Below are 13,982 nucleotides of genomic sequence, written 5' to 3' on the forward strand. Positions count from 1 at the left end.
CTGATGAAAGAGAGCAAACTCGAGGCGCTGTGCCGCCGCCATAATGCGGCATTACTGAGCAAGGATGATGATGCGCTGGTTATCGCGGTTGTAGGTAGTCCGAGCATGGAGTTAATGGAGTCACTCAGTTTTGTTGCCCAACAGCGCGTCGATATTCGCTGCTGGACACAGGAGGAGATGGAAAAGCATCAACAGCTCGCCGCGCAGGCGCTACCCGCCACGCATGCCACGCTCACCGAAGAGAGCGGCTCGGCGGTCGAGATCATCAACCATACGCTGCAACAGGCACTGATGCTGCGCGCATCAGATATCCATTTCGAGCCGGGCGAGACGCACTACGCGATCCGCCTGCGAGTGGATGGCGTGTTGCATCCGCTGTCGCCCCTGCCCTGCACACTCTCCGATACCCTGACCGCCCGGTTAAAAGTGATGGGCAATCTGGATATCGCCGAGCGGCGGCTGCCGCAGGATGGGCAGTTCACCGTCACCCTCGCCGATCAGCCGGTGTCGTTTCGTATTGCCACACTGCCCTGCCGTCACGGCGAGAAAGTGGTGCTGCGGCTGCTGCACCAGGTAAACCAGGCGCTGGCACTGCCTGCGCTCGGTATGACCGACGCGCAACTGACGCAGTTCAACGCCGCGCTGGCGCAGCCGCAAGGTTTACTGCTGGTGACCGGTCCCACGGGCAGCGGCAAGACCGTCACGCTCTACAGCGCGTTGCAGGCGCGCAATAAGCCGGAGGTTAATCTTTGCAGCGTGGAAGATCCGGTGGAGATCCCGCTGGCGGGTCTGAATCAAACACAGATAGCCCCACGCGCCGGGCTCACTTTTCAAAGTGTGCTGCGCGCCCTGCTGCGCCAGGATCCCGATGTCATTATGGTCGGCGAAATCCGCGATGGTGAAACCGCCGAGATTGCTATCAAGGCCGCGCAGACGGGCCACCTGGTGCTGTCGACGCTGCATACCAACTCCACCAGCGAAACGCTGGTGCGGATTGAGCAGATGGGCGTGGCGCGCTGGATGATCTCTTCGGCGTTATCGCTGGTGGTTGCCCAGCGGCTGGTGCGTAAGCTCTGCCCCCACTGCCGCAAGCTGGCGACAGAGAGCATTCATCTGCCGGATAACGTCTGGTCACGCCCGCTCCCACGCTGGCGTGCTCAGGGGTGTGAAGCCTGTTATCACGGTTTCTACGGCCGGGTGGCGCTGTTTGAGATCCTCAACATCACACCGCCGATTCGCCAGGCGATTGCCAGCGGCATGAGCGTGAACGAGATTGAGCAGTGCGCGCGTGAAGAGGGCATGACAACGCTTTTTCACCATGGCTGCCAGGCGGTTGAACAGGGGCTGACGACCTTTGAGGAGCTGGTACGGATATTGGGCTACCCGCATGGCGAGTAGGCAACTCTGGCAATGGTTGGGGCTGGATGATAGCGGCGAACTACAAGAGGGGCTGCTCTGGAGTGTAAGCCGTGACGCGGCGGTATTATGCCTGTTGCAACAGCAGTGCCATCCGTTGAAGCTGAAACGTCGAGCGGTGCGCGCACGTCTGTGGAGCCCCGAGCAGAGCACGCCGCTGCTCAACCAGCTTGCCACCCTGCTTCAGGCCGGGCTAACACTGCCGGAAGGGTTACAACTGATGGCTGAGCAGCACCCGGCCAGACAGTGGCAGGCACTGCTGCGCAGCCTGTCAGCGGCACTCGAAGAAGGGGAAACCTTCTCTGCGGCGCTGCGTCAGTGGCCGGAGGTCTTTCCGCCGCTCTGGCAGGCGATGATCCGCACCGGCGAACTGACCGGCAAGCTGGACGAGTGCTGCTTCAGGCTCGCTGCGCAGCAAAAAGCGCAGCATGAACTGAAGCTGAAGGTGAAAAAAGCGCTGCGCTACCCGCTGATTATTCTGTCGCTGACCGCGGCGGTGGTGCTGGCGATGATCTACCTGGTGCTGCCGGAGTTCGCCGCCATCTACCAGACTTTCAATACGCCGCTGCCAGCATTAACACGCGGCGTCATTGCGGGTGCCGGGATTGTCAAACAGTGCGCGCTGCCTTTGATGCTGGTTAGCGTGCTGGCAGGCGCGCTGCTGCTGCGGCTACGTAGTCACGACAACTGGCTACGTGCCTGTCAGCGGTTGCTGCTTGCCAGCCCAATTATTGGGCCGCTGGTGCGTGGGCAACGCCTGAGCCAGATCTTTACCGTCTTGTCGCTGACCCAGCGTGCCGGTATTGCCTTTTTACAGGGACTGGAGAGCGTGACCGAAACGGTGGTCTGCCCCTACTGGCGAGATTTGTTAGTGCGGGCGCAGCGGGAGATAACCGAGGGCGCGCCGATATTTGCCGCATTAAAAGCGAGCGGTGAGTTTCCGCCGCTTTGCATACAGCTGGTGCGAACCGGGGAGCTGTCAGGCGCACTCGACAGCATGCTGGATAATCTGGCGCAGTATTACAGTGAACAGACGCAGCGTCAGGCGGACGGGCTGGCTGCCGTGCTGGAGCCGCTGATGCTGGTGGCGACAGGGATAATCATTGGTGTGCTGGTGGTGGCAATGTACCTGCCCATCTTTCATCTTGGCGATGCGATGGGCGGTACAGGCTGATGGCGGTACAACACGTTAAGCCGCGTTTACCGCAAGCCATTTAAAGGCTGTTGAAAACGCGGTTTTCCTGTTCCTGAACGCGAATAAAGGTGGTGCGTTTGGTCAGCTCTTTCAGACGTGAGGCGCCGACGTAAGTGCAGGCGGAACGTAAGCCACCGAGGATATCGCGCGCGGTGTTCTCAACCGGGCCACGCAGCGGAAGCTTAACGGTTTTACCTTCAGCAGCACGGTAACCTGCCACGCCACCAACGTGACGGTTCATAGCGGACTCAGAACTCATGCCGTAGAAGAGCATAAACTTCTCGCCGTTCTCTTCCATCAGCGTGCCGCCGCTCTCTTCATGGCCTGCCAGCATACCGCCAAGCATCACGAAGTCTGCGCCGCCGCCAAACGCTTTGGCAACGTCGCCCGGCACGGTGCAACCGCCGTCGCTGACGATCTGGCCGCCGAGGCCGTGCGCTGCATCGGCACACTCAATAACCGCCGAGAGCTGCGGGTAACCAACGCCGGTTTTCACGCGCGTCGTGCAGACAGAGCCAGGGCCAATGCCCACTTTGACGATATCGGCGCCGGAGAGGATCAGCTCTTCGCACATTTCGCCGGTTACGACGTTGCCCGCGCAGATGGTTTTGTCCGGCCAGGCTTCACGTGCCTTAGCCAAAAACTGCACGAAGTGTTCGGAGTAGCCGTTAGCAACGTCGATGCAAACGAAATTGAGCGAGGTATGCAGCGCGAGAATCTGTTTGGTTTTTTCAAAATCGGCATCGGAGGTGCCGGTTGAAACCATCACATGGCGCAGCACAGAGTCGGCCTGTGCCTGCACAAATGCGCGCCACTCCTCAACGGAGTAGTGCTTGTGTACGGCAGTCAGGATATCGAACGAGGCCAGCGCTTTCGCCATGGCGAATGTCCCTACGGTATCCATATTGGCAGCGATAACCGGTACGCCGGACCAGCGCATTCCTGAGTGCTTGAAAGTGAATTCGCGCTCCAGTTCAACATCGGAACGGCTTTTAAGAGTGGAACGTTTAGGGCGGATAAGAACGTCTTTGAAACCTAACTTCAAATCTTCTTCGATACGCATGTAGGGATTCCTGGGGTTAATGGCGCTAAGACAAACTCACAACTCCAGTGACGCTATCATACGCACTAATAAGGGCCGCGCAAGACTGCGAAAATCTCTTTTTTTACGCTACAATCCTATAAATTTACCTGGTGAATATGCCAGTTTCAGTTAATTGATTTCTTTATTGTCTGATTGATTTTCAACTTACTGATTCCTATAAATAAAAAAAGAGTGGCTTTGCTTTTTTTCACGCTAAGTCTGCTGCGGTTTCGTTGTGATGAGTGACGAAAATAACAGCAGAGAATGAGTCTGGCAGCCCCTTACAGGATTGAGTGTTATGAAGTATAAGGTCGCGTTAACGGGCGGTATTGGCAGCGGTAAAAGTACCGTGGCGGACGCGTTCGCCGAACAGGGCGCTAACGTTATCGATGCGGACGTTATTGCACGCCAGGTTGTCGAACCCGGCACCCCTGCGCTACGCGCTATTGCCGAAAAGTTCGGCGATGAAATGATCCTCGCGGACGGTTCACTCAACCGTCGTTTACTGCGCGAACATATTTTTGCCTCTGACGTCGATAAGCGCTGGCTCAACGGCTTGCTGCACCCGCTTATCCAGCAAGAGACCGAGCGTCAGATGGCACGGGCGACATCACCTTATGTGCTGTGGGTCGTCCCTCTGCTGGTAGAGAACCAGCTTTATCACAAAGCCGATCGGGTATTAGTCATTGACGTTCCGGTTGAGACGCAAATTTTACGCACCATGCGCCGTGACGGCGTGACCCGCGAACATGCTGAACAGATCCTCGCCGCGCAGGCTACGCGCGATGCGCGGCTTGCCGTCGCGGATGATGTCATTGACAATAATGGCGCACCAGATGCAATCGCATCGGATGTTGCCCGCCTGCACGCGCACTATCTCGCTCTCGCCGCGCAGGCCGTATCACAGGAAAAACCGTAATGCACACCCACATCCTTTTTGAACATCCGCTGAATGAAAAGATGCGCACCTGGCTGCGTGTCGAGTTTTTACTGCAACAACTCTCCGTCCATCTGCCCGTCAGCGATCATGCCGGCGCGCTGCACTTCTTCCGTAACGTGGGCGATCTGCTGGATGTGTTCGAGCGCGGTGACACCCGTACTGAATTGTTGAAAGAGCTGGAGCGCCAGCAGCGTAAGCTGCAAGCCTGGAGCGAAGTGCCAGGCGTCGATCCCAGGCGTATTGAAGAGATCCGCCAACAGCTTAAAGCGAGCGGTGCCGTGCTGATGAATGCGCCGCGCATCGGTCAGATGTTACGTGAGGATCGGCTGATTGCGCTGGTGCGCCAGCGCTTAAGCATCCCCGGCGGCTGCTGTAGCTTCGATCTGCCGACGCTGCATATGTGGTTACACTTACCGCAGGAGCAGCGCGATGCGCAGGTCAATTACTGGCTGGAGAGCCTTGAACCGCTGCGCGCTACCCTGACATTAATCCTCGATCTGATCCGCAATGCAGCACCGTATCGTCGCCAGACCAGCCTGAACGGTTTCTACCAGGATAACGGTGATGATGCCGATCTGCTGCGTCTGCAACTGCCGCTTGACGCGCGGCTTTACCCGCAAATCTCCGGCCATAAAAGCCGCTTTGCCATTCGTTTTATGCCCCTCGATAGCGAACACGGCACGGTGCCGGAGCGGCTCGATTTTGAATTAGCCTGCTGTTAAGGAACCCTGATGACTGATAAGACAATTGTGAATTGCCCGACCTGCGGCAAACCTGTGGTGTGGGGCGAAGCCAGCCCGTATCGCCCTTTTTGCTGCAAACGCTGCCAGTTGATTGATCTTGGCGAATGGGCTGCGGAAGAGAAACGTATCCCCAGCGCAGGCGATCTCTCTGACAGCGATGAGTGGAGCGAAGAGCAACAGTAATCCCGGGCTGCCCGCTGGCTGAAGGTCAGCGGGCCTGACTCAGCGCAATCAGTTTTGTAATGACCGGTTCGTTAGCGGGGGGAAAATCTTCCGCTTTCAGCGCACTCTGCGCAATCCACTCGCCCGGCTGCCCCTCTTTACCCCACGGCTCGCCCTGCCATTTGTCCACCAGCCAGAACCAGAGCGTGATATGGCGGTCGGGGAATTCATACTCCAGCTTATCGAACAGTGTGGCGCTTTGCGTGGTAATGCCCACTTCTTCCTGAAGTTCACGGATCATCGCCTGCTCCGGCGTTTCACCCGCTTCGATTTTGCCGCCGGGGAATTCGCGCATGTTTGCCATATGCGCATCGGCCGCGCGCCGGGTAATAAAGATTTCGCCCTGCGGATTACGAATAATACCGACGGCGATGTTGAGTATTTTCATGCTGATGACTCCATAAAAAAGGCGCAGATCTCTGCGCCTTTTCATCAGTTAGTTAGCCGTTATGCGAGACGGCCATGGCACTGTTTATATTTCTTACCGGAACCGCACGGGCAAGGATCGTTCCGGCCAACTTTGCGCTCGCCGGATTGATCGGCAAGTGCAGCGGCGGCAGCGGCTTCATCGTCCTGATGGCTTAGCTGCTGCATCTGTGCCAGACGCTCTGCCTCTTCGCGGCGCTGCTGCTCCATCGCTTCAACTTCTTCCGGCATGCGCACCTGCACTTTGCTCAGGGTGCTGATCACTTCATACTTCAGTGACTCCAGCATCGCGGCGAACATGGCGAAGGATTCACGCTTGTACTCCTGCTTCGGATCTTTTTGCGCGTAGCCGCGCAGATGGATCCCCTGACGCAGATAATCCATCGCCGCCAGGTGCTCTTTCCACAAGGAGTCGAGGGTTTGCAGCATGACGCCTTTTTCGAAGTGACGCATCATCTCCGCGCCAACCACTTCCTCTTTACGCTGATAGGTCTCTACCGCGCTCTGCAGAATACGCTCACGCAGCGTCTCTTCATGCAGGTTCGGCTCTTTATCGAGCCACTCCGCAATCGGCAGCTCGAGGTCGAAATCATTTTTCAGACGCTCCTGCAGGCCAGGGATATCCCACATATCTTCCAGAGACTGCGGCGGAATGTGCCCGTCGATAGTCGCTTTGAAGACATCTTCACGAATGCTGTTGATGGTTTCGCTCACGTCGGTCACATCCAGCAGCTCGTTACGCTGGGTGTAGATTGCGCGACGCTGATCGTTCGCCACATCATCATATTCCAGCAGTTGCTTACGGATATCGAAGTTGCGGCTTTCCACTTTACGCTGCGCGTTGGCAATCGCTTTTGTCACCCATGGGTGCTCAATCGCTTCGCCCGGCTTCATGCCTAACTTACGCATCATGCCGGAGACGCGATCGGAGGCGAAAATACGCATCAGCGCATCTTCCATCGAGAGGTAGAAACGGGAAGAACCCGCATCGCCCTGACGACCGGAACGGCCACGCAGCTGGTTATCGATACGGCGCGATTCGTGGCGCTCGGTACCAATGATGTGCAGGCCGCCCGATGCCAGCACCGCGTCATGGCGTTTCTGCCACTCGGCTTTCAGCTCTGCAACCTGCTCAGGGGTCGGATCGACCAGCTCGGCCAGCTCAGACTGCCAGCTACCGCCCAGCACGATATCGGTACCACGACCTGCCATGTTGGTGGCGATAGTGACCGCGCCCGGATAACCGGCCTGCGCCACAATATCCGCCTCTTTGGCGTGGAACTTGGCGTTCAGAACGTTATGTTTGATGCCCGCTTTGGTTAACTCATTCGATACCACTTCTGATTTTTCAATCGAGATGGTACCGACCAGCACCGGCTGACCGTTGGCGGTACGCTCTTTGATATCTTCGATGATCGCCTGGATTTTTTCCGCTTCGGTCATATAGACCAGATCCGCCATATCTTTACGGATCATCGGGCGGTTAGTCGGCACAACCACGGTATCGAGCTTGTAGATGGAGCTGAATTCAAACGCTTCGGTATCTGCGGTACCGGTCATACCGGCCAGTTTTTCATACAGACGGAAGTAGTTCTGGAAGGTGATAGAAGCCAGGGTCTGGTTTTCGTTCTGGATCTCAACGCCCTCTTTAGCTTCAACGGCCTGGTGCAGGCCATCGGACCAGCGGCGGCCCTGCATCGTACGACCGGTGTGCTCATCAACGATGATCACTTCGCCATCTTTTACGATGTAGTCAACATCGCGGGTAAAGAGCACATGGGCGCGCAGCGCGGCGGTAACGTGATGCATCAGCATGATGTTGGTTGGGGAGTAAAGCGACTCACCCTCCTCCATGATGCCCTCTTTCACCAGCAACTCTTCAATCAGCACCAGACCGCGCTCGGTCAGGGTAACCTGACGCGCTTTCTCGTCGACAGAGAAGTGGCCTTCGCCCTGAAAGGTGTCAGAGTCCTCTTTCTCCTGGCGCACCAAGTGAGGAATGATTTTGTTCACTTTTTTGTAGAGGTCGGAGCTATCTTCCGCCGGACCGGAGATGATAAGCGGCGTACGCGCTTCATCGATCAGGATGGAGTCCACCTCATCCACCAGTGCATAGTGCAGCTTACGCTGAACGCGCTCTTCCGGGCTGAACGCCATGTTGTCACGCAGATAGTCGAAGCCATATTCGTTGTTGGTGCCGTAGGTGATATCGGCGGCGTAGGCTTCGCGCTTAGCGACAGACGGCATGCCCGGCAGGTTGATGCCGACGGTCAGGCCGAGGAATTCAAACAGCGGACGGTTGTTTTCGGCGTCACGCTGCGCCAGATAGTCGTTGACGGTAACCACGTGCACGCCTTTGCCGCTCAGCGCATTAAGGTAGGCCGGCAGGGTTGCGGTCAGGGTTTTACCTTCACCGGTGCGCATCTCGGCGATGCAGCGATCGTTAAGCACCATGCCGCCAAGCAGCTGCACATCAAAGTGGCGCATGCCGAAGACGCGTTTACTGGCTTCGCGTACCACCGCAAAGGCTTCAGGCAGCAGGGAGTCAACGCTTTCGCCCTTCTCAAGACGCGCGCGGAACTCTACCGTCTTCCCTTTAAGCTCATCATCGCTGAGCTTCTCAAGGGCCGGTTCCATGGCATTAATCTGGTTGACGGTTTTACGCATACGGCGCAGCGTACGATCGTTGCGGCTACCGAATACTTTTGTTAACAAATTTAGCATGATAAAAATCTCTGATACTCCGCTCAGCGAAGCGAAAAAAATGGATGAATAGGGCTTTTTTTAGCTGAGGGAGTATGGCCCGGCGCGGATCCCCTGCGCCTGGCTAATCCAGTTCGAGACACTGAACGTCGCGAATGGTGTAAAAGAGAGGCGAGCTGCAAGGCGTACAATCGCCGGCGGCTTGCTTTCAACGTTAAGCAGCGCGCTTAGCGTATCGAGCAGGGCAAGATGGTGTGCCTGAATCGGCAAAGGCTCTTCCGTTGCGGCGGCCAGCGTTTGCGGCGCCATGGCGAACGAAAGATGACGAATAACGGTGCGGATGGCGTGCTGATGCCAGTAATCGACGGTGAAGTTCGGACGGCGTTTCGCTTCCAGCAGCGCGAGGCTGGTAAAATTCGCCGTAGTTGCCGAAGCGTGATTGCGCGTCGTTTCGCGCGTGGCGTGGGTTTCGGTATTACTGGCAAGCGCGGGCAAGCCAAAACTCGCCGCGACCATCCCTAATAAGAGATGCGGCCAGAAATAGCGTCTGCCAAATTGTCGCCAACGCGTCAGTATTCCGCTCACTTGCTCCACCAAAAAAGACGCGTCCATGATGTTGCGTCTATGAAAGTCGATTGCGCCCAAATCTTATCACTAATGCCGCCGCCACACAGCAGGAAACAGGCCTGACACACGTGAAAACTGGCGAGGAAAGCAGCAATCAAACGCAGGATCGCAGTGTTGAAAAGATTTCCGGAAAGATTAGTCGTAAAGAGAGGGTTTTGCGGCGCGCAAAAAGAAAAACGACTGGTTCCCCTGACCGGAGAGAGTGCCAGGTTAACCAGTCGATTTTTTAGGTTATGGCGTTATGCCAGAACCATTGAAGGTGCTTTGAATGCCAGCGGCAGTTCAGCTTCATCTTCGAAGGTCACATATTCCCAGGCTTCCTGTTTTGCCAGAACAGCCTGCAGAAGTTTGTTGTTCAGCGCATGACCGGATTTATAAGCGGTAAACGCACCGATAATGTTGTGACCACACATAAAGAGGTCGCCGATTGCATCGAGCATTTTGTGGCGCACGAATTCATCTTCGAAACGCAGGCCGTCTTCGTTCAGTACGCGATAATCGTCAACTACGATGGCACAATCGAAGCTTCCGCCCAGGCACAGGCCGCGGGACTGAAGATATTCGATATCACGCATGAAACCGAAGGTACGCGCGCGGCTAATCTGGCGCATAAATGCATCGGCAGAGAAGTTCATCGCGTAGCGTTGCGTGCTGGCATCAATCGCCGGGTGGTTGAAGTCGATGGTGAAATCGAGCGTAAAACCGTTATGCGGTTTGAACTCGGCCCACTTATCGCCATCTTCAACGCGCACCGTCTCTTTGATGCGAACGAATTTTTTGGCGCTGTTCAGCTCCTCGACCCCTGCGTCAAGCAACAGGTATACGAACGGTGCTGCACTGCCATCCATAATTGGAATTTCCGGTGCATCGACTTCGACAATAATGTTGTCGATACCCAGCCCCGCCAGAGCCGCATTTAAGTGCTCGACGGTGGAAATCCGCACGTCATGCTCGTTGACCAGACAAGTACAGAGCATAGTATCACGCACAGATTTAGCATCAGCCGGAAAGTCTACCGGTGGATTTAAGTCAGTGCGACGATAGATGACCCCGGTATTTGCCGGCGCAGGGCGCAACGTCAGTGTGACTTTCTTGCCGGTATGTAAACCGACACCAGTCGCCTGAACGATACGTTTAAGAGTCCTTTGTTTGATCATCGTATAATCTCGCCTTATTACCAATCCAACCAAATTGTATAACACAATGGGTGGGCCAGTTTAGCACAAAGAGCGAACATGCCCAAATTCCAGCAAATTCTTAGTCCGCCTGCTTACGCAGAAACGCCGGAATATCCAGATAATCGGGCTCTTTAGTGGTCTGCGGTGTATTGTCGTTAACCACTTTCGCCGGCTTCTGCTCCTGCTGCATCGGCTGCATGCCGTGCTGCTGGTAGCGATCCATCACCGGCTGCTGCGCCTGCTTGTTGGTTACCAGAGTAATCTCAGGACGCTTGTCCATACCGATACCGGTGGCAACAACGGTCACGCGCAGTTCGTCGTTCATATCCGGATCAAGAGAAGTACCGATAACCACCGTCGCGTTGTCAGAAGCGAACGCACGAATGGTGTTACCAACGGTCTCGAACTCATCCAGACGCAGGTCGAAGCCCGCGGTGATGTTAACCAGCACACCACGCGCGCCAGAGAGGTCGATATCTTCCAGCAGCGGGCTGGAGATCGCCATTTCTGCCGCTTCTTCCGCACGATCTTCACCGCTTGCCACACCGGAGCCCATCATCGCGTAGCCCATTTCGGACATCACGGTGCGCACGTCGGCGAAGTCAACGTTCATCAGACCCGGACGGGTAATCAGCTCGGCGATACCCTGCACCGCGCCTTTCAGCACGTCGTTTGCCGCGCCAAACGCGTCAAGCAGAGAGATACCGCGACCCAACACTTTCAGCAGCTTGTCGTTCGGAATAGTGATCAGGGAATCGACATGTTTTGAGAGCTCAGTAATACCCTGCTCTGCAAAGGCCATGCGCTTCTTGCCTTCAAAGTTGAACGGCTTGGTCACCACCGCAACGGTCAGAATGCCTAAGTCTTTAGCAACTTCAGCTACCACAGGCGCTGCACCGGTACCGGTACCGCCACCCATGCCTGCTGCGATAAAGACCATGTCAGCGCCTTCCAGCGCAGCGCGCAGCGCTTCACGATCTTCTTCAGCCGCATTACGACCGACTTCAGGGTTAGCCCCTGCGCCCAGACCTTTGGTGATACCGCCACCGATCTGAATGGTCTGCCCTACCGCCGTCTTACGCAACGCCTGGGCGTCGGTATTCACCGCGAAGAACTCAACCCCTTCGATGCGCTCGCGCACCATATGCTCTACGGCATTACCGCCGCCGCCACCGACGCCGATGACTTTAATCACCGCGTCGTTGGTTAATTCCATTGGTTCAAACATAATCTCTCTCCGTCTTTACGCCTCATCCACCGGGCAGCCCGTGGGCCGCTTATCAGGATTGGCGTATGTGCCTGTCGCCTGAAACCGCTAATTTTCTACGGTCTCTGAAAAAAATTAAAACTCTTTTCGCAGCCAGCTGTTGATTCGTTTGAACCACGAACCGACTGACGTCCGCTTTTCCACTTCCGCTTCACCACTTAAATGGGTCTCTTTCCCGTAGTGCAGCAACCCAACCGCCGTAGAGTAATACGGCTCCTGGGCGTAATCAGTTAAGCCAGTAATATTGAGCGGTGCACCAATACGCACCTGCGTATGGAACACACGTTGCGCGCAGGCCGCCAGACCTTCAATCTGCGCCGCGCCGCCGGTTAATACAATCCCCGCCGCAAGATGATGTTTCACGCCCTGCTGGCGAAGCTGCTCCTGCAACTGCAATATCTCGTCGTTGACCAGGTTGAGCAGCTCGGTATAGCGCGGCTCAATCACATCTGCCAGCGTCTGGCGCTGCAGGCTGCGCGGCGGTCGACCGCCCACGCTTGGTACTTCCACGCTCTCATCTTTGCCGACCAGCGATCCCAGCGCGCAACCGTGGCGAACTTTAATCGCTTCCGCATCGCTCGGCGGTGTGCCGAAGGCGTAGGCGATATCGCTGGTTACCACATTCCCCGCGTAAGGGATCACTTTGGTGTGGCGCAGCGCGCCGCCGGTATAAACGGCCATGTCCATTGTACCACCGCCGATGTCAACGACGCAGACGCCCAGTTCGCGTTCATCTTCCGTCAACACCGAGTAGCTGGAGGCCAGCCCGGCAAAGATAAGTTGGTCAACTTTCAAACCACATCGTTCAACGGCTTTAACGATGTTTTTCGCCATATCGTTATGGCAAGTAATCAGGTGTACTTTCGCCTGCATACGCACGCCAGAAAGGCCTACCGGGTTTTTAATGCCCTCCTGGTAGTCAATGGCGTACTCCTGCGGAATCACGTGCAGCACGCGGTGTTCATCGCGTACGCGGACTGATTTCGCGGTATGCACCACGTTTTCCACATCTTCCAGCGTCACTTCTTCTTCTGAAATCGGCACCATACCAATTTCGTTCTGGCAACTAATGTGTTTACCCGAGAGCGCAAGGTAGACCGAGGAGATCTGGCAATCGGCCATCAGTTCGGCCTGATCGATGGCGCGCTGTACGCACTTCACCACCGACTCCAGATCGTTCACCCCGCCTTTGTCCATCCCACGGGATGGGCAACTGCCTACGCCAATGATATTAACAATACCGTCGGGCAGAACTTCCCCTACTAAAGCGGCGACCTTCGCGGTGCCAATCTCCAGTCCAACTACCAGTTTTCTGTCCGTCGCCTTGATCATTGTTGCTCTGCCTGTGCCTGATTCTGTTGTGCCTGATTTTGCTGCTGATCCGCTTGTTCCTGTACAGGGGCAGGCTTCCAGCCTACCGCCGCGCCTGAGTCATAGCGCAAATCCACGTAGCTTATCTCTTTGCCATCTGTCTGGGCCTGCTGCTGCAGCACCGGATAGAGTTCAACAAAGCGCGCCAGACGTTTCATCGTATCGCCACGGCCCAGGTTGAGCTTGATATCATTGCTCAGCGTCACCTGCCAGGAGCGCCGCGCGGTCATCGCCGCTTCTTTCAGCGTGAACTTATCCTTTGCCAGCACCTGTCCCATATCGCGGTAACCCTGCAGCACTTCGTTTTCGCTGCCTTCCGGGCCATACAGCATCGGCAATATCTGCTTGCTGGTGCGTTCTGCCGGTACGCTAAAGGCGTTGCCGTCCGCATCAACCATATGCTGGTCATTCCACCGCGCTATGGGCACATATTCAACCAGATGAATCTTCAATTCGTCCGGCCACTGCTTTCTTACGCTCGCCTGCTTGATCCACGGCAGGCGCTCAATCTGGCTCTGAATGATATTGACGTCCTGGGACATAAAGGTCCCGGGTGCGCCAAGCGCCAGAATGGACTGGCGAATATCATCATTGCGCGTGTAGTGACGATCGCCGGTTAACACCAGCTTCGACAGCGGTAACCGCTGCGCGTCATCCATCCAGCCGAGCACAATCCAGCCACTCACCAACACGGTGCACAGTACCGTCAACAGGAACACAATGCCGGCAAGGCGCGTTCCATTGTTGCGGCGGGAGGTCGTTACCGCCTCCGCTTCGCGATTTCGCGTGTTCAGCGCAGCCTGAGACATA

The 13,982-nt window shown here is 56.3% G+C and carries 13 protein-coding genes; 5 read left to right on the forward strand and 8 right to left on the reverse strand.

From position 1 onward, the window contains the following. Positions 1-3 precede the first annotated feature (3 nt). Both gspE and hofC read left to right on the forward strand, forming a co-directional pair. Complete coding sequence (gene gspE, locus BWI95_RS01775) at positions 4-1,398, forward strand: type II secretion system protein GspE (protein ID WP_076768888.1); 1,395 nt, start codon at positions 4-6, stop codon at positions 1,396-1,398. Continuing rightward, entirely contained in the window at positions 1,388-2,590 is a 1,203-nt protein-coding gene (hofC, locus tag BWI95_RS01780; RefSeq protein WP_076768889.1) for a protein transport protein HofC, read from the forward strand. Before gspE ends, hofC begins: the two co-directional genes overlap by 11 nt. 40 nt (positions 2,591-2,630) lie before the next feature. Here the strand turns inward: hofC and BWI95_RS01785 are convergent, their stop codons facing one another. Next, entirely contained in the window at positions 2,631-3,674 is a 1,044-nt protein-coding gene (locus BWI95_RS01785; RefSeq protein WP_054802804.1) for a GMP reductase, read from the reverse strand. Between the two features lie 319 nt (positions 3,675-3,993). On the opposite strand from BWI95_RS01785, the gene coaE reads away from it, so the two are divergent. Genes coaE through yacG form a run of 3 tightly spaced genes read left to right on the forward strand, consistent with a single transcriptional unit; the run spans position 3,994 to position 5,561 of the window. Beyond that, complete coding sequence (coaE, locus tag BWI95_RS01790) at positions 3,994-4,614, forward strand: dephospho-CoA kinase (protein ID WP_054802803.1); 621 nt, start codon at positions 3,994-3,996, stop codon at positions 4,612-4,614. Beyond that, entirely contained in the window at positions 4,614-5,357 is a 744-nt protein-coding gene (zapD, locus tag BWI95_RS01795; RefSeq protein WP_042716639.1) for a cell division protein ZapD, read from the forward strand. The genes coaE and zapD overlap by 1 nt, the downstream gene beginning before the upstream one ends. A gap of 9 nt (positions 5,358-5,366) precedes the next feature. Next, positions 5,367-5,561, forward strand: coding sequence for a DNA gyrase inhibitor YacG (gene yacG, locus BWI95_RS01800; protein WP_076768890.1), 195 nt, complete (start codon positions 5,367-5,369; stop codon positions 5,559-5,561). Positions 5,562-5,586: 25 nt separating this feature from the next. Here yacG and mutT read toward each other — a convergent pair whose 3' ends face one another. From mutT to ftsQ, 7 genes are all read right to left on the reverse strand, one after another. Further along, on the reverse strand, positions 5,587-5,988 hold the full coding sequence (gene mutT, locus BWI95_RS01805) for an 8-oxo-dGTP diphosphatase MutT (RefSeq protein WP_054802802.1): 402 nt from the start codon (positions 5,986-5,988) through the stop codon (positions 5,587-5,589). Between the two features lie 59 nt (positions 5,989-6,047). Beyond that, complete coding sequence (secA, locus tag BWI95_RS01810; RefSeq protein ID WP_076768891.1) at positions 6,048-8,753, reverse strand: preprotein translocase subunit SecA; 2,706 nt, start codon at positions 8,751-8,753, stop codon at positions 6,048-6,050. A gap of 57 nt (positions 8,754-8,810) precedes the next feature. Beyond that, on the reverse strand, positions 8,811-9,314 hold the full coding sequence (secM, locus tag BWI95_RS01815) for a secA translation cis-regulator SecM (RefSeq protein WP_206616703.1): 504 nt from the start codon (positions 9,312-9,314) through the stop codon (positions 8,811-8,813). A gap of 281 nt (positions 9,315-9,595) precedes the next feature. Continuing rightward, positions 9,596-10,513: a UDP-3-O-acyl-N-acetylglucosamine deacetylase gene (lpxC, locus tag BWI95_RS01820; protein ID WP_023480366.1), complete on the reverse strand. Its 918-nt coding sequence runs from the start codon at positions 10,511-10,513 to the stop codon at positions 9,596-9,598. 100 nt (positions 10,514-10,613) lie between these two features. After that, entirely contained in the window at positions 10,614-11,762 is a 1,149-nt protein-coding gene (ftsZ, locus tag BWI95_RS01825) for a cell division protein FtsZ (RefSeq protein WP_007373153.1), read from the reverse strand. Between the two features lie 114 nt (positions 11,763-11,876). Next, positions 11,877-13,133, reverse strand: a complete 1,257-nt coding sequence (ftsA, locus tag BWI95_RS01830) for a cell division protein FtsA (protein ID WP_023480191.1) — start codon at positions 13,131-13,133, stop codon at positions 11,877-11,879. Then, a complete protein-coding gene (ftsQ, locus tag BWI95_RS01835; protein ID WP_042718391.1) occupies positions 13,130-13,981 on the reverse strand; it encodes a cell division protein FtsQ in 852 nt (283 codons plus the stop codon). Before ftsQ ends, ftsA begins: the two co-directional genes overlap by 4 nt. Position 13,982 lies beyond the last annotated feature (1 nt).

The organism is Kosakonia cowanii JCM 10956 = DSM 18146 (assembly GCF_001975225.1).
Lineage (GTDB): Bacteria > Pseudomonadota > Gammaproteobacteria > Enterobacterales > Enterobacteriaceae > Kosakonia > Kosakonia cowanii.

Coding starts and splice junctions, on each gene's coding strand:
- yacG (WP_076768890.1), top strand. CDS start 5,367: ATGACTGATAAGACAATTGTGAATTGCCCGACCTGCGGCAAACCTGTG.
- ftsA (WP_023480191.1), bottom strand. CDS start 13,133: ATGATCAAGGCGACGGACAGAAAACTGGTAGTTGGACTGGAGATTGGC.
- gspE (WP_076768888.1), top strand. CDS start 4: ATGAAAGAGAGCAAACTCGAGGCGCTGTGCCGCCGCCATAATGCGGCA.
- coaE (WP_054802803.1), top strand. CDS start 3,994: ATGAAGTATAAGGTCGCGTTAACGGGCGGTATTGGCAGCGGTAAAAGT.
- lpxC (WP_023480366.1), bottom strand. CDS start 10,513: ATGATCAAACAAAGGACTCTTAAACGTATCGTTCAGGCGACTGGTGTC.
- ftsZ (WP_007373153.1), bottom strand. CDS start 11,762: ATGTTTGAACCAATGGAATTAACCAACGACGCGGTGATTAAAGTCATC.
- hofC (WP_076768889.1), top strand. CDS start 1,388: ATGGCGAGTAGGCAACTCTGGCAATGGTTGGGGCTGGATGATAGCGGC.
- zapD (WP_042716639.1), top strand. CDS start 4,614: ATGCACACCCACATCCTTTTTGAACATCCGCTGAATGAAAAGATGCGC.
- BWI95_RS01785 (WP_054802804.1), bottom strand. CDS start 3,674: ATGCGTATCGAAGAAGATTTGAAGTTAGGTTTCAAAGACGTTCTTATC.
- ftsQ (WP_042718391.1), bottom strand. CDS start 13,981: ATGTCTCAGGCTGCGCTGAACACGCGAAATCGCGAAGCGGAGGCGGTA.
- mutT (WP_054802802.1), bottom strand. CDS start 5,988: ATGAAAATACTCAACATCGCCGTCGGTATTATTCGTAATCCGCAGGGC.